The sequence below is a fragment of the Azospirillum sp. UENF 111221 genome (assembly GCF_058780625.1).
The window spans coordinates 2,126,694-2,144,573 of record NZ_JBSNCH010000005.1 but is presented as its reverse complement, the minus strand read 5'-3'; the positions used below and the strand labels follow the sequence as shown (position 1 = coordinate 2,144,573).

Genomic DNA, 17,880 nt, shown 5'->3' with positions numbered 1-17,880 from the left:
ATGTTTGTTCGGTGGCGGAAGCAATGACGGCGCCAAGCGATATGGCCAAACCGCGTTTGTTCGCTTTACGTTCCATTTCGCCCCGTCTAAGCTGCCGGTATGGACGAGATACGGCGATCCCCGATCAAAGGCCGCGGGGCGGTCAGCAACGCCACCGGGCGGTTCGAGCGCGAGACCCGCGTCCTGACCGACGACGGCTGGACCGGCTATGCCGAGAGCGGCAACGAGGCGCTGTCCGACCCGGTCCGCACCAGCGTCTCGCCGGCCTCGGCCAAGTCGATCATCGCCAGCAACCAGTCGCCCGACATCCCGTTCGACCGTTCGCTGAACCCGTACCAGGGCTGCGAGCATGCCTGCATCTACTGCTTCGCCCGGCCGACCCATGCGTATCTCGGCCTGTCGCCGGGGCTGGATTTCGAGACCAAGCTGTTCGCCAAACGCAACGCGGCGGAGCTGCTGGCCAAGGAGTTGCGGGCGAAATCCTATGTCTGCCAGCCGCTGGCGCTGGGGGCGAACACCGATCCCTACCAGCCCATCGAGCGGACGGAGGGCATCACCCGACGGGTGCTGGAGGTCTGCCGCGACTTCAACCAGCCGGTCAGCATCATCACCAAGTCGGCGCTGGTCCTGCGCGACCTCGACATATTGGCGCCGATGGCCGCTCAGGGGCTGGCATCGGTCGCGGTCTCGGTCACGACGCTGGACCGCGATCTCGCCCGGACGATGGAGCCGCGGGCCAGCACCCCGCCGCGCCGGCTGGAGGCGATCCGCGCCCTGTCGGAGGCTGGCGTGCCGGTGGCGGTCCTCGCCAGCCCGATGATCCCGGCGCTCAACGACCATGAGCTGGAAGCCATCCTGGAGGCGGCGGCCGGCGCCGGGGCAACCACCGCCAACTATATCCTGCTGCGCCTGCCGCTGGAGATCGCCGACCTGTTCGAGGAATGGCTGCGCGTCCATGCCCCCAACCGCGCCGACCGCGTGCTGAGCCTGATACGGCAGAGCCGCGACGGCGCGCTCTACCGCTCCGGCTTCGGCACACGGATGAAGGGCACCGGCCCCTATGCCGAGCTGCTGCGCCACCGCTTCAAGCTGGCCTGCCGGAAGCAGGGGCTGGGCGGCCGGAGCTGGCAGCTCGATTGCAGCCGTTTCCGGGTGCCGCCGGCGGTGGGGGACCAGCTGTCGCTTCTGTGAGGGGATGGAACGGCGTGGAACAGGGAGGCGGGCGATGTTGCATCCCCCGCCTACCGGCGCCAGGAGAAGGGACCGGCGGCGCGGCGGCTCACCGGGCCGGGGTTGAGGTTGGGATACTCTTCATACTGGTTGAGGGTGTAGGGGAAGACGCCCTTCGGTCCCGCCGCCTCCGGCTGGGCCAGGACGGCGGCGACCAGGGCCGGGCTGGGCGGGGTGCGCTCGCGCAGGTCGCCGGGGATGTCATCGTCGAGTTCGGGGACGGTGACGGCGGGCGGGTCTTCCGGTTTCGGGGCGGGACGGGGGGCAGGCCTGGGAGCGGAGTCGCGGGCGGGCTGATCGAGGCCGGCGAACAGGCCGAGCCGCTCGGCCAGCCAGCGGACGGTGGCGGGATCGCCCGACGTGACCAGCCGCTCGATCTGCTCGGCCACCAGGATGCGCAGGGAGGAGAGGCGCAGCTCGGCCTCGCGGTTCAGCGCCTGCCGCTCCCACCAGACCCTGTGACGGAAATCCTTGGAGCCGTAATAGGCGCGCCAGAGCGTGGTTCGGCTGCATCCCATGGCGCGCGAGACCTGAAGGAAGCTGTTGCCACGGGCCAGCATGCCGGCGGCCATGATCCACTGTTCCTCATGGAACTGCGAACCGGGGACCAGCGAGCCTTCCGACGGAGTCGGCGGCTCTTCGGCCCAGCGGGGGAAGTTGTCGGTGGTGAAGCTACGGGGATCGAGGGGCATTGGGCGGCTCCGCAGAAAGGTGGGTCTGCGGGAAGCGTATAAGAATAATTTCCTTTATGGCGGAATTTTTGCAACAGCCGCCAGTACGGAGAGTCGAGGCATCGGGAGCAAGATTCACACGGATTTCACGGATTTAGACACGGATTTCACGGATTTTTCTTGAACTTGGCGACGCTTCGAGTACCTCGACACAGGTCGCTTCGGAACGCCACATCCGTGAAATCCGTGCTGAAATCCGTGAAATCCGTGTCGATCTTGCTCACCGACTCCACGGCGTCCCACCCGGACCAACCGCCGTCAGGAGCGGCGGAACATCTTGGTCCAGGGCGTCGGTACGTCCGGGGTCTTCGCCTGATCGGATTTCGACAGGGCCGACAGCGGCAGGCGGCCGGTCGCCAGCATCGCCATCACCAGCGCCGGATGCGCCGGGCCGGAACCGTGCTGGCCTTGGGAGTCGGACTGTTCGGCCTGCTCCGGCCGATTATCCGTGCCGCCATCCGGGCCGGGCTCCTCGTTCAGGGCCTCGTTGATGCGGGCGAAGGCTTCGATGTCTTTGATGTGCAGCATGGTCCGTATCCCTCGGCTTCGACTTTTGTGCGTCGCAGCAAAAACGAAGGTAACAGCTCTGCCCTCGAATGGTCTCATGTGCGGCGCTTTGACACAGGCCCTTTTCTAGCGGGCCGGTTCGCGGACCGCCAGCATAAGCCCGAAGCCAATGGCGAAGAAAGCCAGAACCGTCGCCATGCCGGCGCGCTGGCTAGCGAAGGCCTGGGTCGCCAGACCGAACAGCAGCGGTCCGAAGAAGCCGACGAAGCGGCCGGTCAGCCCGTAGAGCCCGAACATCTCCCCCGCCATGCCCGGCGGGGCCAGCCGCGCCATCATCGACCGCCCGGCCGCCTGGGCCGGCCCGAAGAACAGCCCCAACCCCAGCGCGAAGATCCAGAACCACAGCCGGTCGGTCGCCAGCAGCAGCGGCACCGAACAGGCGGTCATGCCGGCCAGCGCGATCAGGATCACCGGCTTGGCTCCCGCCCGGTCGTCCATCCAGGCGAAGCCGATGGCCCCCGCCCCCGCCACCACGTTGAGCGCGATGGCGAAGACGAGGATCTCCTCGAAGCTCATGCCGAAGGTCCCGGCGGCGAAGAGGCCGCCGAAGGCGGTGATGGTGTTGATGCCGTCGCGGTAGAAGGCGCTGGCGATCAGGAAGCGCCCGACCTCACGGTAGCGCCGGGCGTGGCGCAGCGTGGCGAGCAGCGTCGCCACCCCCTCGCGCGCCGCCCGCAGCAGGCCGTGGCCGGTCGCCGGCTCGTCCGGCACCCATAGGAAATAAGGCAGCGCGAACAGCCCGTACCACGCCGCGGCCAGCAGGGCGGTGGCGCGGACATTGGCCTGCTGGCCCCAGTCGGCCCACTCCATCCCGAACAGGCCGAACAGCGGGGCCGGCGCCTGGACGAAACCGACCAGCGCCAGGACGAGGCAGGCCAGCCCGCCGAAATAGCCGATGCCCCAGCCCCAGCCCGACACCCGGCCGAGCAGCCGCGGCGGCACCAGCCCCGGCAGGGTGGCGTTGTAGAAGACGTTGGCCAGCTCGAAGGCCACGGTGGCGACCACCACGCAGGAGAGCGCGAAGGCGGCATCGGCCGGATCGGGCCTGACCCACCACAGGGCGGCGGTGAACAGGACGGTGACCAGGGTGAACAGCGCCATCCACGGCTTGCGCCGTCCGGCCCGGTCGGCGACGGCGCCCAGCACCGGGCTGAGCAGCGCGATGGCGACGCCGGCCACCGTCATCGCCGCACTCCACCTTGCGGTGCCCTCGACCGGGTCGCCGACGACGCCGCGGGCGAAATAGACCGAGAAGACGAAGGTGGTGATGATGGTGTTGTAGGCCGAATTCGCCCAGTCGTAGAGGCACCAGGAGACGATGGCCCGGCGGGAGGGGATGTCGCCGGCGGGACTGTCGCTGGACGGGACGGCTTCGGTCACGCCCGCTTACTCCCGCTCACCCCCCGTCAGCCCGTCCACCCCGAAGGAGATCTGGTTGTTGTCGTAGCGGGCGACGATGCGCAGGCGGTCGCCGGCCGACAGGGCGATCGGCTTTTCCAGGAAGGTCATCGCCTGCTTCCAATGGTTGGTGCGCGAGCGGCTTTCCGACTTGTAGACCACCGCGTCGTCCATGAAGAGGTCGAACCAGAAGGCGACGCCGTGGCAGGTGCCGGCGGTGACGATGGTCACGTCGATCACCCGCTCGCCCTCCTCCGGCATGTTGCGGGTGAAGTCGAAATCCAGCGCGGTGAAGGGCTTGGACAGCGGGGTGTGGGCGTCGGCGCCGAGGTCGATCTGCTGGTAGCCGGGCGAGCGGAAGACGTCGAAGCTGCCCATGTCGAAACCGTCGATGGTCTCCACCGGGTTGATGCGGGCCAGCTCCGGCGTCTCGACCAGCATGGCGTAGACGGTGGAGGCGCGCGGGATGATGGCGCCGCCCGGCTTCACCAGATGGGTGCGGGCATGTTGCAGCACCGACAGCATGCGCGGGGCCAGCATGCCGATGTTGATCAGCTCCGACACGAAGACGTCGGCCTTCTCCGGCAAATCGCCGCCCTCGCCCACCGTCAGCTGGGTCGACAGGCGCGGCACCACGTCGATGCGGTCGCCATAGCCGTTGCGCGCCACCGTCTCCTTGGCGACGCGGGCCAGGATCGGGTTGACCTCGCAGGTCACCACCTTCTTCGCGCCCGCCCGCGCCGCCATCATGGCGACGATGCCGGAGCCGGTGCCGATCTCCAAAACCAGGGAGTCGGGCGTCACCGCCCGTTCCAGCGACTGCTTGTAGGCCTCGTTCCGCTCGAAATCGTTGATCATCGGCAGGTGCCAGCCGGGCACCGCGTTGGAATAGATCAGCCGGCGGGTGAACTTCACCATCGGGTGGTCGGGGGCCTGCTCGCGCGCCGCCTCGATCACTTCGATGGCCTCGGCGGCGCGGTCGAGGCTTTGCAGCACATGGGCAAGCCCGACCTGGGCCGGGACGAAGCGCGGGGCGGCGGCCAGCACGATGCGGAATTCCGCCTCCGCCTCGGCCAGCCGGCCGCGGGTGGAGAGCAGCTCCGCCAGGCTGTAATGCACGTCGAGATAGTCGGGCGCCTGGGCCAGCGCGGTGCGGAAATGCTCCTCCGCCTCCTCAAGCTCGCCCAGCTCGCGCAGGGTGGCGGCGAGGAAATGGTGCATCTCCGGCGCTTGCGCCCGCAGGTCCAGCGCGGCGCGGAAACAGTCGGCCGCCTCCTCCAGACGGCTTTGCGCCTTCAGCGCGTTGCCGAGGTTGCCGTGCAGCTCCGGCAGCCGCGGGTTGAGGGCGAGGCCGGCGCGGAACGCCTCCTCCGCCTCCGCCGGGCGGCCCTGCTGGAAAAGCAGGCTGCCGCGGCTGTTGTGGAAGGACGGGTCGTTGCCGTTCTCCGCGATGGCCTGGGCGAACAGATCGAGCGCGTTTTCCGGATGGTCGGTGTGGGCGGCGACCAGCCCCAGCAGATGCAGCGCCTGGGCGTTGTGCGGGTCGGTGGTCAGGATTGCCCGGCAGACCTGTTCCGCCCCCGCCAGATCGTTGCTGCGGAAACGCTTGGCCGCATCGAGCAGGGTCGGGGCGGAAGTGTCGGTCATCGCGGCAGGCTCCAAAGACGGCGGGACATGGGCGGGAACACGGGAAAAGGTCGCCGCACCATAGCGGGAATCGCCGCCCCGCTACAGCCTTTCGATCCGCACAGGGCGGTTGTACGCGCGCGATTATCAGCGCATCAATACCCGCAAAAGGAGAATATGGAGTCGGGTAGATGCTTGATGTGCGAATCACCAAAAATGTAACGGCCCTGCTGGCGGCGACGCTGCTGCTGGCGGCCTGCGCCACGGCGGAGATGGGCGGCGGCAGTGCCGGCGGGGGCGCCGATGCCGGCGGGTCGGCGGCGGCGCGGCGGTTCCAGGCGGTGCGGACCAGCCCGCCGGAGCTGCGCGCCTTCCTCTACCGCATGCCCAAGGGGGCGGACCTGCACAGCCACCTGACCGGTGCCGCCTATGCCGAGACCTACATGCGGATGGCGGCGGATGCCGGGCTCTGCTTCGACGTCAAGGCGCTGACGCTGGTGGCCCCGACGGCGCAGGCGCCCTGCGGCGACGCCAAGTCGGCCCGGCCGGGCGCCGCGGCGGTGATCGCCGACAGCGTGCTCTACCCGATGGCGCTGGACGCCCTGTCGACCCGCGATGCGCTGCCGGTCTCCGGCTACAGCCTGCACGACCAGTTCTTCGCCACCTTCGGGCGCTTCCGCGCCGCCAACTCCGTCCCCAACTCCACCGGCGACCTGCTGGCCGAGGTGGTGGACCGCGCCGGCCGGCAGGGCGAGCGGCATGTCGAGCTGATGGTGTCCTTCGGCACCGGCCCGGCCGCCGCCATCGGCAAGTCCTTCCCCTGGACGCCGCAGGCGGCGACCGACTTGGCCGGAACCGCCGACCGGCTGATCGCCGCCGGGCTGCCCGCCCTGGTCGCCCCGGCCCGGCAGGAGATCGACGCGGCGGAGGCGCGGATGCGCAGCGTCCTTGGCTGCGGCACGCCGGCGGCACGGCCGGGCTGTGCGGTGTCGGTGCGCTATCTCCAGCAGGTGTCGCGCACGCAGAGCCCCGGCCCGGTCTATGCCACCACCCTGTTCAACGCCCTGCTGGAGGCGCAGGAGCCGCGCGTCGTCGGGCTGAACTTCGTGGCGCCGGAGGACAACCCGGTGGCGCTCGACGATTACGACCTGCACATGCGGATGGTGGCCGAGGCGAAGCGGCGCCAGCCCGGCACCAACGTCGCGCTGCATGCCGGCGAGCTGACGCTGGGCCTCGTCCCGCCGGAGCGCCTGCGCGACCACATCCGCAAGGCGGTGGAGATCGCCGGGGCCAAGCGCATCGGCCATGGCGTCGACGTGATGTATGAGGACGACCCCCAGGGCCTGCTGCGGACGATGGCCGGGCGCAAGGTGGCGGTCGAGGTCAATTTGACCAGCAACGACAAGATCCTGGGCGTCAGCGGCAAGGCCCACCCGCTGCCGGTCTATCGTGCCGCCGGTGTGCCGGTGGTGCTGTCGACCGACGACGAGGGCGTCAGCCGGATCGACCTGACCAACGAGCTGCAGCGCGCGGTGGAGGAGTTCGGCTTCGGCTATGCCGACCTCGTCGGGCTGGCCCGCGCCAGCCTGGAGCACAGCTTCCTGCCCGGCGACAGCCTGTGGTCCACCCCCGGCTGCACGCCGCCGGTGCGTGAGGACGCCTGCCGCGCCGTGACCGCCCGCAGCGAGAAGGCGCGGGTCCAGTGGGGGCTGGAAGAGGCGCTGGCCCGCTTCGACCGCGAGATGGCGGGGACGCCGTAAACCGTCCCTTCCCCCTACCCCTCGTCGGCGTTCTCCCAGCCCCAGCGGGCCCAGGCGCCGTCGAGGAAGGCGGTCAGGCGGGGGCCGGCGGGAAGGCCGGGACAGGACAGCAGCGACGGCGCGATCCGGCCGGCGCCGCGGGTCCACCACAGGCTGGCGTCGGCGCGCAACGGACCGGACAGGCGGTCGAGCAGGGCGCGGGTGGCGGGGCTGACCCGCTCCGGCTCCGGCCGGCCGAGGATGGCGAGGCGGGCCGGCAACCCCTCCACATCGGTGCCGGCGCGGCAGGCGTCCGCCGCAAGGGACTCGGCGCGGGACAGCCAGGCGCCGCAGGCGGCGGGCGCGTCGGCGATGTCGAAGCCGGCGGGAAGGCCGGCGGCGATGGTGAAGGGATAGAGGCGGCCGACCCGGTCGGCGCTGGGCATCCAGACCCCGACCAGCGGGGTGGCGCCGCACAGGCCGGCCGACAGGGCGAAGCGCCAGACCGGCGCCTGGACGAACAGGGGCTCCCACTCCGCACCCAGCCGGCGGCCGGCCTCGCCCAGCGCCGCCGACAGCCAGCGGTCCCAGGGGCCGAGGACCGCCGACGGCAGGCCATGGCCGATGAAATCGCCGCGGCCCGGCACCTTGCCGTGGAATCCCACCACCGGATCGGCGCCGATCCCGCCGACCCCGGCCGCCAGGACGCGCGGCGTGGCGAAATAGCCCATCATGGCTGGGCGGCCCGGCCGGATTGGGCGGAAGAGGCCTGGGGCGTCGATTGCGCCAGCACCTCCAGCACGCGGGCGACCAGAACCTCATCGGGCGGGACGGGGGCGAAGCCGACGGCGAACAGGGCGGCGAGATGGTCGCCCAGGGCACGGCGCAGCACCTCGTTGGCCGGGCCGGGCAGCGTGCGCTGCCAGTCGAGCGCCAGCCATTCCGCCATGGCGCCGGCATCCATCGGCTCCGTTCCCCCGGCCGTTTGCCCGCCAATCATGCGCCCGGTGATCATCCGGTAGACGCGCAGGGTCTGGCGCAGCTGGTCGGGCAAGGCCCAGTCGGCGCGCAGCCGCTCCTCCAGCCGCAGGGCGATGCGGGCCAGGAACTGGCTGCGCAGGGCGCGGCGGTAGGCCTCCTGCGCCGGGGCGGCGATGCGGCCCCCCTGGTAGAGGCCGCCGGCCAGCGCCGGGCCTGCCCACAACTGCCCGGCCCACAACTGTCCCGGCCGACCCTGCGCATCGTCGAACGCCAGCGGCAGGGCGCGCAGGGCATCCAATGCCGGCAGGATCGCCGCGGGGTCGGCATCGTCCACCCGGACCAGGGAGCGCGGCGGGGTGTCGAGCGGGCGCAGCGCCGCCTCCACCGCCGCGGCGCCGGCATCGGCGCGCTCCAGCAGGGCGGCGTTGCCGCGGGCGCTGACCAGCCACCAGCCGCCGACGGCCAGGGCGAGCGCCAGCGCGGCGGCGGCGGACAGCAGGGCCCGGCGGCGGCGGGCGCGCTCCACCCGCCGGTCGACCTGGGCGAGGTTGGCCTCCGGGAAGACCACGTCGGGCAGCAGCCGTTCGAGGAAATAGGTGGAGGCCGGTCCGCCGCCCCCGGGGCCGCCCTCGGGATCGAGCAGGGCGAGCGAGGCGTCGGTCTGGGTGGCGCTGGTCAGGTAGAGGCCGCGCAGGCGCGGCGTCTCCTCGCCATGTTCGGAGCCGAAGGCGGTGTCGACGATGTCGGCCAGCGCCGGCTCAAGCTCCGCCACGCGCAGCGGCAGGGCGAAGGCGTCGCTGCGGCGGCGGATGTCCGGCTCCTGGTGCAGCCGGTCGAGCAACCGCTCGTCCAGCCGCCGCACCAGCCCGGCATAAAGCGCGCGGAAGACGGGAAGCGGACCGCCGGAGCCGTCGGGCGCCGTCTCTTCCGCCGGCTCGGGCGCCGGCAGGGTCAGGCCCCAGACCTGCCCGCGCGCCTCGCGGTCGAGCGGGTCGAAGAAGGTGGCGAAGCCGTCGAGCAGGTCGGCCTTGGTCAGCAGCAGATAGACCGGCAGCCGCACGCCCAGCTGCACCCGCAGCTCGTTCAGGCGCTGGCGGATCAGGATGGCGTGGTTGCGCCGCTCGGCGTCGGTCCAGCCCGTCAATTCGGGAATGCTGACGGTGAGGAGGACGCCGTTGGCGGGCTGGCGCGGGCGGTGCTCCTTCAGGAGGTCGAGCAGGCCGGACCACACCCGTCCGTCCACCGCGCGCCGGCTGTCCTGGGTGGTGTAGCGGCCGGCGGTGTCGATCAGCACGGCGCGGTCGGTGAACCACCAGTCGCAGTTGCGGGTGCCGCCCAAGCCTGCGAACGGACCTGCCAGCGATTGAGCGGCCGTCCCGTCGGGCGAGAGGGCGGCGAGGCCGGTGTTGGCCAGCGCGGTGGTCTTGCCCGAACCGGGGGCGCCGATCACCAGATACCAGGGAAGCTGGTAGAGATAGCGACCGCCCCGGCGCTTGCGCAGCTGGGCCAGCACGCCGTCGAGCCGCTTGCGGACCGTGCCGATCTCCTCCAGCGAGACCTTCAGCTCGGGATCGCGGGTAGCGGCCAGCGCCTCCAGCAGGCGGGCGTTGGCGGCGCGCTCGCGGGCGTCGATGCGGCGGTTGACGGCGATCCAGCCGGCCAGCGCCAGGACCAGCGGCAGCAGGCGGACGCTCCAGTCCGGCTGGATGGTCGGCAGCAGCTGCGGGGCGAAGGTCGCGGCCAGACGCGGCAGCAGCAGCCAGCCGGCCAGCCCCAGCGCCAGCACCCCCGACAGCGACGTCGCCCAGCGGGTGCGGGCGGAGCGGTGCGGCGAGGGGACGGCCCCGGCGGCAGCCCCAGCGGCAGACCTTGCGGCGGCGCGCTTGCGGCCCTTGCCGGGCGTCGTCGCCGTCCGGGCGCCGGCCTTGGGGGAACGGGGTTCGGCCATGGCGGGCGCCCTAATGCGGATAGAGGCGGATGTCGATCCGCCGGTTGGCGTCGCGCCCGGCCTGCGTGTCGTTCAGCGCAATCGGCTCCTGGTCGCCATGGCCCTCGGCCGACAGGCGGGCGGGCGGCAGCGAGCGCTCCAGCAGTTTGCGCACAGCCTCGGCACGGGCATCTGTCAGAGCCTGCGCAGCCGGCAGGCGGCCGCCGGGCGGGGTCTGGTCGTCGGTGTGGGCGACCACCAGCACGCTGCCGGGTTCCGCCGCCAGGGTCTGGCCGACCCGCTCGACGATGGCGCGGTGGCGGGCCTTCACGGCGTCGCTGCCGGTGGCGAACATCGCCGCCGCCGGAACGCGGATGACCAGGGCGCCATCCTCTCCCGCCAGCACCTCCACCGCACCGGTGCGGATTTCCGGGGCGAGCTGGCCGGTGATGCGGCCAATCAGCGCCGGGCCGGCGGTGGGCGGCGGCGGCGGGACCAGCCGGGCGATCTCGATCGGGCGGTCGGGCAGCAAGGCGGCGATGCGGGCGACCACCGGCTCCGCCTGCCGGTCAAGGGTGCCGGCGAGATGGACGTAGAGGCCGGACAGGCCGAGCGCCACCACCGCCCAGACGATCCAGCCCGGCACAGCGCTCACCGGATTGCCGAACAGGGTGTTGGGCGGCCGGAACGGCTCCGCCACCCCGGTCCAGGCCGGCGACAGCTCCGCCGCCACGTCGCCGCGGGCACGGCGCAGGATGCGGTACAGCTCGTCGCGCAGGCGGGCGAGGTCGTGGCCGCCGCCGGGCCGGTCGCGGAACCGGCCCTCGAAACCCAGCGACAGGCAGGCGTAGAACAGCTCCAGCGCGTGGCGGTGGCGGCGCGGGTCGCCCAGCATGCCGTCGAGCAGGTCGAAGAACCGCAAGCCTGCACCCGGTTCCGCTATGGCGGCCCCGCCATGGCCGGCGGCACGGGCGACGTCGTCCAGAGTGGCGGCCAGCGCAATGCGGGCGGCGCGGACCTCGTCCGGGTCGAGGCCGGAGGCGGAGGCGGCGCGGTCGAAACGCTCCAGCGCCGCGGCGGCGGCGGCGCGGGGCTGATCGGTCAGGCTGCGGTCGCGCAACGCGCCGACCAGCGCCAGCACCGGCGCGGCAATGCCGAGCAGGGGATTGAGGGGGGATGGACCCGGAGCGACCGGCAGGCGGGGGGGCGGATTTGCGGTGCCGGGAGAAGGATCGTCGGATGCCAGGGCGGCAAGAACGGCGGCGAGCGGCCGCTCGTCCGCCTCCGCCATGCCCGGTCCGTCCAATCGCTCTTCCGCCTGCATCTGTCGTCCGCTCTGGAGAAATCCGGGGGGAGGTATAGCAGGGTCGGGGCGGCGGGGGAAACCTGGGGCGCGGCGTCGGCCTCCTACCGCACGCCGCTGTTGCTGTAGTCGTACTGCACCCTGGGCGCGGCGCCGGAGCCGCCGGCGATCTTTTCGATCAGCGAGCCGATGCCGCCGACCGGGACACCGCCGGGCCGCGCGTCGGCCGACGCCACCGGCACCCCGCCCTGCGGCCCGGTGCCCGGCGGCAGGATTGCCGGCATCACGCTTCCGGGGGGCGGGCTCCAGGCCGGGGCGCCGTCCAGGCCGGGAAGCGGGCGGGCGGGCTTGCCGGCATGGGCGTCTGCCATGAACTCGCGCCACAGCTTGGCCGGCAGGGTGCCGCCGGTGACCTTCCTCATCGCCTCGTTGTTGTCGTTGCCGAGCCAGACGCCGGCGACCAGATCGGCGGTGAAGCCGACGAACCAGGCGTCGTGATAGTCCTGGGTGGTGCCGGACTTGGCCGCCGCCGGGCGGTTCAGCTTCGCGCTGCGGCCGGTGCCGTAATCGAGCACGCCGGTCATCATGCGGGACAGTTGCACCGCATGGGCGGGATCGACCACCGGACTGCCGCCGCCGCCCTGGCGCCGGTAGAGGACGGTGCCGTCGCGGCTTTTGATCTCGGTGATGGCATAGGCCCAGACGGGAACGCCGCGGTTGGCGATGCCGGCATAGGCGCGCACCAGCTCCAGCGGCGTCACCTCGCTGGTGCCGAGGCCCAGCGACAGGTCGCGGGTGAGCGGCGAGGAGATGCCGAGGTTGGACGCGATGCGCCGCACCCGGTCGGTGCCGACCCGGTCGATCAGCCGCGCCGTCGCGGTGTTGGAGGAATGGGCCAGCGCCGAGGCCAGCGTGATGCTGCCGCGGTACTTGCCGTCGTAATTGCCGGGGCTCCAGTTGGCGAGCTGCACGGGAGCGTCGTCGATCAGGCTGTCCGGGGTCCAGCCCGACTCCAGAGCCGCCAGATAGACGAAGGGCTTGAAGGCCGATCCCGGCTGGCGCAGCGCCTGGGTGGCGCGGTTGAACTCGCTGCCGTCGTAATCGCGGCCGCCGACCAGGGCGCGGACGGCGCCGTCGGGGCTCATGGCGACCAGCGTTCCCTGGCGGACGTTGGCGGCGGCGCCGGGACCGGCCAGCAGGGCCTCCAGCCGCTGTTCGGCGGCGCGCTGCATCTTCAAATCCAGCGTGGTGCGGACGATGACGTCGCCATGGTCGGGGCCGGCGAAGCCCGGCACCAGATCGGTCACCCAATCGGCGAAATAGCGGCCGTCGCCGCCGGGCTTTCGCTTGGGCGACGGCTTGGCGGCGCGGGCGGCCTCGTACTGCGGCTGGGTCAGGTAGCCGGCGTCCAGCATCGCCGCCATCACCACCCGCGCCCGCTCCGCCGACTCGTCGGGGTTGGAGCTGGGGGCGTAGCGCGACGGCGCCTTCAACAGGCCGGCCAGCACCGCCGATTCGCGCACGTCGACCTCGGTCGCCGGCTTGCCGAAATAGGTGCGGGCGGCGGCGTCCACCCCGAAGGTGCCGGCGCCGAGATAGACGCGGTTCAGATAGGCGGTGAGGATCTGGTCCTTGGTGAAGCGGCTCTCCAGCCACAGCGCCAGCATCGCCTCCTGGATCTTGCGCTTCAGCGATTTCTCGGGCGTCAGGAACAGGTTCTTGGCGAGCTGCTGGGTGATGGTGGAACCGCCCTGCACCGCCCGGCCGGAGCGCCAGTTGACATAGACCGCGCGGGCGAGGCCGAGCGGGTCGATGCCGAAATGGCTGTAGAAGCGGCGGTCCTCGATGGCCAGCACGGCGCCAACCAGATGCGGCGGCAGGTCGCGCACGCTGAGCGTCGTGCCGTGCAGGTCGCCGAAGCGGGCGAACTCGCTGCCGTCGGCGGCCAGCACGGTGATCGAGGCGCGGCGTTCGAACTGCGCCACCTTGGAGATGTCCGGCAGGTCGAGCGCGAACCACGCCAGCACCGCACCCAGCCCGATGCCGCACCAGATGGCGGCGACGAGGCCCCACTGGACCAGACGCCTCATCCAGCCGCCGCCGTTCTTCCGGGGCGGCTGCGGCGCCCGGCCGGGGCGGCCGGCGGGCTGGGCCGAGAGCTGCGGAGACGGCGGCGGCGGGCTGCCGCCGGACCGGCGAGCGGATGGGGTCGGCTGCTGCTTCGGTTTCGGCAAGGAGATCCTTGGAAGGGAGAGGGACGGCAGGGTGAAGTTCGGCAGCTTGAAGCCGGGCAGGCCGCGGGACCGGCGGCGGGGCTGCCTGAAGGGTGTCGGCGGCGGGGCGGCCGACGGCGGCGGGGACCTGCGGCGCGGCTTGCCCTTGCCGGCGGCCGCCAGCCGGTCGCGGGCAAGCTCGACCGCCTTGGCGGCGAACAGGCGCGCAAACTCGCCGGCCGTCAGCCGGTCGAGCGGCGACGGGTCTTCGCGGGTGCGGACCGGGCGGGGACCGGCGTAGAGCTGGCTGCTCCGGCGCTGGTCCGTCCCATGGTCCGTCTGGTGGTCCGGTCGGTCGGCGGTCACGGCGCGCTCGCTGGCCCTGTCAGGTCTGGGTGGTGAGTGCGGGAAACGTTCCCGCTTCGATCCTCATACGCTCACAGCCGCTTGGCCGGAAGACCGGTGGAGGAGCGACGATTATTTGTCTCCGGACCGTGGCGAAAGGATGAGCTCTATCCGAAATTGCGGGGGCCTCCCTCTCCCCCCCGGGGAGAGGGTCGGGGTGAGGGGGATGCATGGGATGGATTTGGTGGGGAGCGGGAAGTGCGCGACTCTTGAAAATCCTCGCCGCGCGTCCCCCTCACCCTAACCCTCTCCCCGGGGGGGAGAGGGGATCCTTGCCGGGAGAGGGAGATCAAAGCGGCAGCGTCACCGTGGCGCGCAGGCCGCCCCCGCTGCGGTTCGCCAGCGTCACATCGCCGCCATGGCCGCGGATGACGCTGCGGGCGGTGGACAGGCCCAGCCCGACGCCGCCGGTGTCGCGGGACCGCGAGCGCTCCAGCCGGTAGAAGGGGGCGAAGACCTTCTCGAACTCCGCCTCCGGGATGCCGGGACCGTCGTCGTCGATGTGGATCAGGGCATTGGCGTGGGCCTGGGAGTGGGCTTGGGCGCCGTCCGGGCCGGTCTCCAGCCGGACGGTGAAGCCGCCGCCATATTTGATCGCGTTGTCCATCAGGTTGGCCAGCGCCCGGCGCAGCGCCACGGTGCGGCCCTCCGCCACCGCATGGGCGGGGCCTTCGTAGACGGCGCGGTGGCCGGCGTCGACGCGGTCGTCGCACAGGCTCTGCAGCAGGTCGGCAAGGTCGAAGCGGCCGCGCGGCTCGCGCTGGGCGTCGTCGCGGGCGAAGGCCAGCGTGGCGGAGATCATCGCCTCCATCTCGTCGAGGTCGGCCAGCATCCGGCGCTGCATCTCCGGATCGTCGACCAGCTCGGCGCGCAGGCGAAGCCGGGTGATCGGCGTGCGCAGGTCATGGCCGATCGCCGCCAGCATCTGGGTGCGGTCGGCGACGAAGCGGGCGAGGCGCGCCTGCATCCGGTTGAAGGCGCGGGTGGCGGCGCGCAGCTCCAGCGGCCCTTCCTCCGGCAGCGGATCGGCCTGCCCGTCGACGCTGAGCCGTTCGGCGGCGGCGGCGAAGCCGGCCAGCGGCGCCGTCACCCGGCGGGCGGCGAGCAGCGACACCAGCAGGATCACCGCGACGATGGCGCCCATCCACAGCACGAAGCGGACGATGCCGAAGGGGCCGGGCAGCGGCTCGCCGCCGGTGAAGCTGAGCCAGGAGCCGTCGCCGAGCCGCACCGACAGCCGGACATGCGGCCCCCAGTGCCGGGGCTCGTCGCCCGCCATGAAGGGCGGCGGCGGTGGGGCGTCTTTACGGGGCGGCCGCTGGATTTCGATCAGGATGTTGCGGTCGGCGGTGTCGAGCTGCTCGCTCAGCCGGCGCTTCAGCCCCTCGAACCGGCCGCCGGCATAGGTGCCGGGCGACAGCGGCGGCGGCCGGTCGGGGCGCAGCTCGACCCGCAGGACGGGGTCGTCGATGGCGCGCACCACCCGCTCGCGCCCCGGCGGCGGCGTGCTCTCCACCAGCTGGACGATGGCGGTGACACGCTGGATCAGCACGTTGGGGCCGTGGATCGGCGGCCCCTCGCTGCGGTCGGTCAGATAGACCAGCGCGCTGATCGCCTGGGTCAGCAGCAGGGCCAGCACCACCGTCAGGGCGATGCGCGCGGCGAGGCTGTCGGGGAAGCGGACGGGCAGCCGGCGGAAGGCGCCGCGGCGGCGGGCGAGCCTGGATTTGGCCGTTTCCGGCTGGGATTTGGCCGTTTCCGGCTGGGCGGTCATGGCGCCACACCGCCGTTACTGACGGTCGGCGTGAAGAGATAGCCGCCGCCGCGCACCGTCTTGATCAGCGTCGGGTCGGCCGGATCGGGTTCGATCTTGCGGCGCAGGCGGCTGACCTGCACGTCGATGGAGCGGTCGAAGGGCACCGCCGAGCGGCCGCGCGCCAGATCGAGCAGCTGGTCGCGGGTCAGCACCCGCTGCGGATGCTCGACGAAGGCGACCAGCAGGTCGTATTCGCCGGCCGACAGCTGGACCAGCACGCCGTCGGGCGAGCGCAGCTCGCGCTTGGTGAGGTCGAGCGACCAGCCCTCGAAGCGCAGCACGGTGCCGGCCGCCGCAGGCGCGCCCGCCACCGGCGGGGCGGAGACGCGGCGCAGCACCGCCTTGATGCGGGCCAGCAGCTCGCGCGGGCTGAAGGGCTTCGCCAGATAGTCGTCGGCGCCCATCTCCAGCCCGACGATGCGGTCGGTCTCCTCCCCCATGGCGGTCAGCATGATGACGGGGGTCTGCGCCGTCTGCGGCGTCGCGCGCAGGCGGCGGCAGAGCGACAGTCCGTCCTCCCCCGGCAGCATCAGGTCGAGAACGATCAGGTCGACGCGGGCGCCGTCGAGCGTGCGCATCATCTCCGCCCCGTCCCGGACCCCGGTGACCCGGAAGCCGTGCTTGGTCAGGAACTGGGCGACGAGGGAGCGGATTTCGCGGTCATCGTCGACGACGAGGAGATGGGGCGTGCGGTCCATGGCCCCATGATCGGGCGCCGCGCCGCGGGCGTGAAGGGGAAATGTGTAACGCCCGGTTACGGGACGGCCCGCGGTTACACTCTGTTACCAAATGACCGGTTTGCGGACATTCGACCGCAACGTTCGGCGCCCATTGTCTGGTCATCGGGACAACGACGGCGACACAGCCGGCACCGTCCCAACGGAATAAGCCCCCTCCATCCGGGGTTTAGACAGCACCAACACACCGAGGAGTCGACACCATGAAACGCGCCCTTCTGACGTCCGCCCTGCTGGTCGCCGGTCTCGGCGTGGCCGTTCCGGTCTTCGCCCAGGGTGGTCCGGCCGGCGGCCCGCCTCCCGGCGGTCCCGACCGCCACTTCGCCCGCATGTGCGAGGACCAGGAGGCCCGTCTGGCCGGCAAGCTGGCCTATGCGGAGAAGAAGCTGAACATCACCGAGCAGCAGCGCGCCGCCTGGACCAAGTTCGCCGACGCCGCCCGCTCCAGCCTGAAGCCGACGCAGGATTCTGTGCGTCAAGTTCAAGGACGCCCCGCCGCCGGCAGCCCTGCCGCAGCGCCTTGAACGCGCCGAGCAGATGATGCAGGCCCACCTGCAGCAGGTCCAGACCGTCCGCCCGGCCCTGACCGACCTCTACGCCCAGCTGACGCCCGACCAGCAGAAGCAGGCCGACCGCATGCTGAACCCGGGACCGGGCGGCATGGGCGGCCACCATATGGGCCCGCACCATGGCGGCCCGGGCGGCTGGGACCATGACGGTCCGCGGCATGGCATGGGTCCGGGCAAGGGCCCCGGGCCGGGCCCGGCGCCGGCACCGCAGGAGCCGCCCAAGGGATAACGTAACAGACTGGCTGACGTAACAGAGAGACTCCCGGCGGCGATCCCAAGCCCCCCAACGCAGCCGCCGTGAGCCCGAGGGCCGCCGAACCCCCATTCGGCGGCCCTTTTCGTCTCCAGACTCTCGTTTCCAGCGTCTTTCGCTTCGCCCCGAAATCCGGGATCACTCCCATGAGCGCGTTCGATCTTTCCCCGCTGTTCTTCAGCCTGTCGGTCATCAAGCAGGATTACCTGCTGATCCTCGGCATTGCCCGGAGCGGGCTCCGTTCGCTCCGCGCCGGCCGAGCATTCTCCCTGCGGCATTAGCCGTCCGGCGGCGACCGGACGTCCAGACCAGCGCAATCGCCATACATCGCCAAGCCGCCGCTTGCATTGCGGCCTCGCGCACCCCAAAGCTTAACCCCATGACG

The 17,880-nt window shown here is 71.8% G+C and carries 15 protein-coding genes; 5 read left to right on the top strand and 10 right to left on the bottom strand.

Annotation, left to right across the window (positions count from 1 at the left end; all coding sequences use genetic code 11):
* Positions 1-99 precede the first annotated feature (99 nt).
* Positions 100-1,191, top strand: a complete 1,092-nt coding sequence (locus ACWPN3_RS24845) for a PA0069 family radical SAM protein (RefSeq protein WP_109095858.1) — start codon at positions 100-102, stop codon at positions 1,189-1,191.
* Between the two features lie 50 nt (positions 1,192-1,241).
* Here ACWPN3_RS24845 and ACWPN3_RS24840 read toward each other — a convergent pair whose 3' ends face one another.
* The 4 genes from ACWPN3_RS24840 to ACWPN3_RS24825 all read right to left on the bottom strand — a co-directional run bounded on the left by ACWPN3_RS24840 (position 1,242) and on the right by ACWPN3_RS24825 (position 5,573).
* On the bottom strand, positions 1,242-1,922 hold the full coding sequence (locus ACWPN3_RS24840; protein ID WP_492239874.1) for a hypothetical protein: 681 nt from the start codon (positions 1,920-1,922) through the stop codon (positions 1,242-1,244).
* Positions 1,923-2,219: 297 nt separating this feature from the next.
* Positions 2,220-2,489, bottom strand: a complete 270-nt coding sequence (locus tag ACWPN3_RS24835; protein ID WP_109095860.1) for a hypothetical protein — start codon at positions 2,487-2,489, stop codon at positions 2,220-2,222.
* 105 nt (positions 2,490-2,594) lie between these two features.
* Entirely contained in the window at positions 2,595-3,908 is a 1,314-nt protein-coding gene (locus ACWPN3_RS24830) for an MFS transporter (RefSeq protein WP_492239873.1), read from the bottom strand.
* A 6-nt stretch (positions 3,909-3,914) separates the two neighbouring features.
* Entirely contained in the window at positions 3,915-5,573 is a 1,659-nt protein-coding gene (locus ACWPN3_RS24825; RefSeq protein ID WP_109095861.1) for a tetratricopeptide repeat protein, read from the bottom strand.
* Positions 5,574-5,743: 170 nt separating this feature from the next.
* Between ACWPN3_RS24825 and ACWPN3_RS24820 the strand changes: the two genes are divergently transcribed.
* The gene (locus ACWPN3_RS24820) at positions 5,744-7,312 is read left to right on the top strand and encodes an adenosine deaminase family protein (RefSeq protein WP_492239872.1); all 1,569 of its coding nucleotides are present in this window, start codon (positions 5,744-5,746) and stop codon (positions 7,310-7,312) included.
* A 14-nt stretch (positions 7,313-7,326) separates the two neighbouring features.
* Here the strand turns inward: ACWPN3_RS24820 and tagF are convergent, their stop codons facing one another.
* The 6 genes from tagF to ACWPN3_RS24790 form a co-directional block, all read right to left on the bottom strand.
* Positions 7,327-8,025: a type VI secretion system-associated protein TagF gene (tagF, locus tag ACWPN3_RS24815; RefSeq protein ID WP_492239871.1), complete on the bottom strand. Its 699-nt coding sequence runs from the start codon at positions 8,023-8,025 to the stop codon at positions 7,327-7,329.
* Positions 8,022-10,220, bottom strand: a complete 2,199-nt coding sequence (gene tssM, locus ACWPN3_RS24810; protein WP_492239870.1) for a type VI secretion system membrane subunit TssM — start codon at positions 10,218-10,220, stop codon at positions 8,022-8,024. The genes tagF and tssM overlap by 4 nt, the downstream gene beginning before the upstream one ends.
* Positions 10,221-10,230: 10 nt before the next feature.
* Positions 10,231-11,523 (bottom strand): type IVB secretion system protein IcmH/DotU, encoded by a 1,293-nt coding sequence (icmH, locus tag ACWPN3_RS24805; RefSeq protein WP_492239869.1) that lies wholly within the window; start codon positions 11,521-11,523, stop codon positions 10,231-10,233.
* Positions 11,524-11,606: 83 nt separating this feature from the next.
* Positions 11,607-14,081 carry a transglycosylase domain-containing protein gene (locus tag ACWPN3_RS24800; protein WP_492239868.1) on the bottom strand — a complete coding sequence of 825 codons (2,475 nt, stop codon included), beginning with the start codon at positions 14,079-14,081 and terminating at the stop codon, positions 11,607-11,609.
* A gap of 328 nt (positions 14,082-14,409) precedes the next feature.
* A complete protein-coding gene (locus ACWPN3_RS24795; protein ID WP_492239867.1) occupies positions 14,410-15,894 on the bottom strand; it encodes an ATP-binding protein in 1,485 nt (494 codons plus the stop codon).
* Entirely contained in the window at positions 15,891-16,634 is a 744-nt protein-coding gene (locus ACWPN3_RS24790; RefSeq protein ID WP_098740737.1) for a response regulator, read from the bottom strand. The genes ACWPN3_RS24795 and ACWPN3_RS24790 overlap by 4 nt, the downstream gene beginning before the upstream one ends.
* Positions 16,635-16,876: 242 nt before the next feature.
* Between ACWPN3_RS24790 and ACWPN3_RS24785 the strand changes: the two genes are divergently transcribed.
* From ACWPN3_RS24785 to ACWPN3_RS24775, 3 genes are all read left to right on the top strand, one after another.
* Positions 16,877-17,197 carry a Spy/CpxP family protein refolding chaperone gene (locus ACWPN3_RS24785; protein ID WP_492239866.1) on the top strand — a complete coding sequence of 107 codons (321 nt, stop codon included), beginning with the start codon at positions 16,877-16,879 and terminating at the stop codon, positions 17,195-17,197.
* A gap of 13 nt (positions 17,198-17,210) precedes the next feature.
* Positions 17,211-17,471: a Spy/CpxP family protein refolding chaperone gene (locus ACWPN3_RS24780; protein ID WP_492239865.1), complete on the top strand. Its 261-nt coding sequence runs from the start codon at positions 17,211-17,213 to the stop codon at positions 17,469-17,471.
* A gap of 170 nt (positions 17,472-17,641) precedes the next feature.
* Positions 17,642-17,776: a hypothetical protein gene (locus tag ACWPN3_RS24775; RefSeq protein WP_282188094.1), complete on the top strand. Its 135-nt coding sequence runs from the start codon at positions 17,642-17,644 to the stop codon at positions 17,774-17,776.
* Positions 17,777-17,880 lie beyond the last annotated feature (104 nt).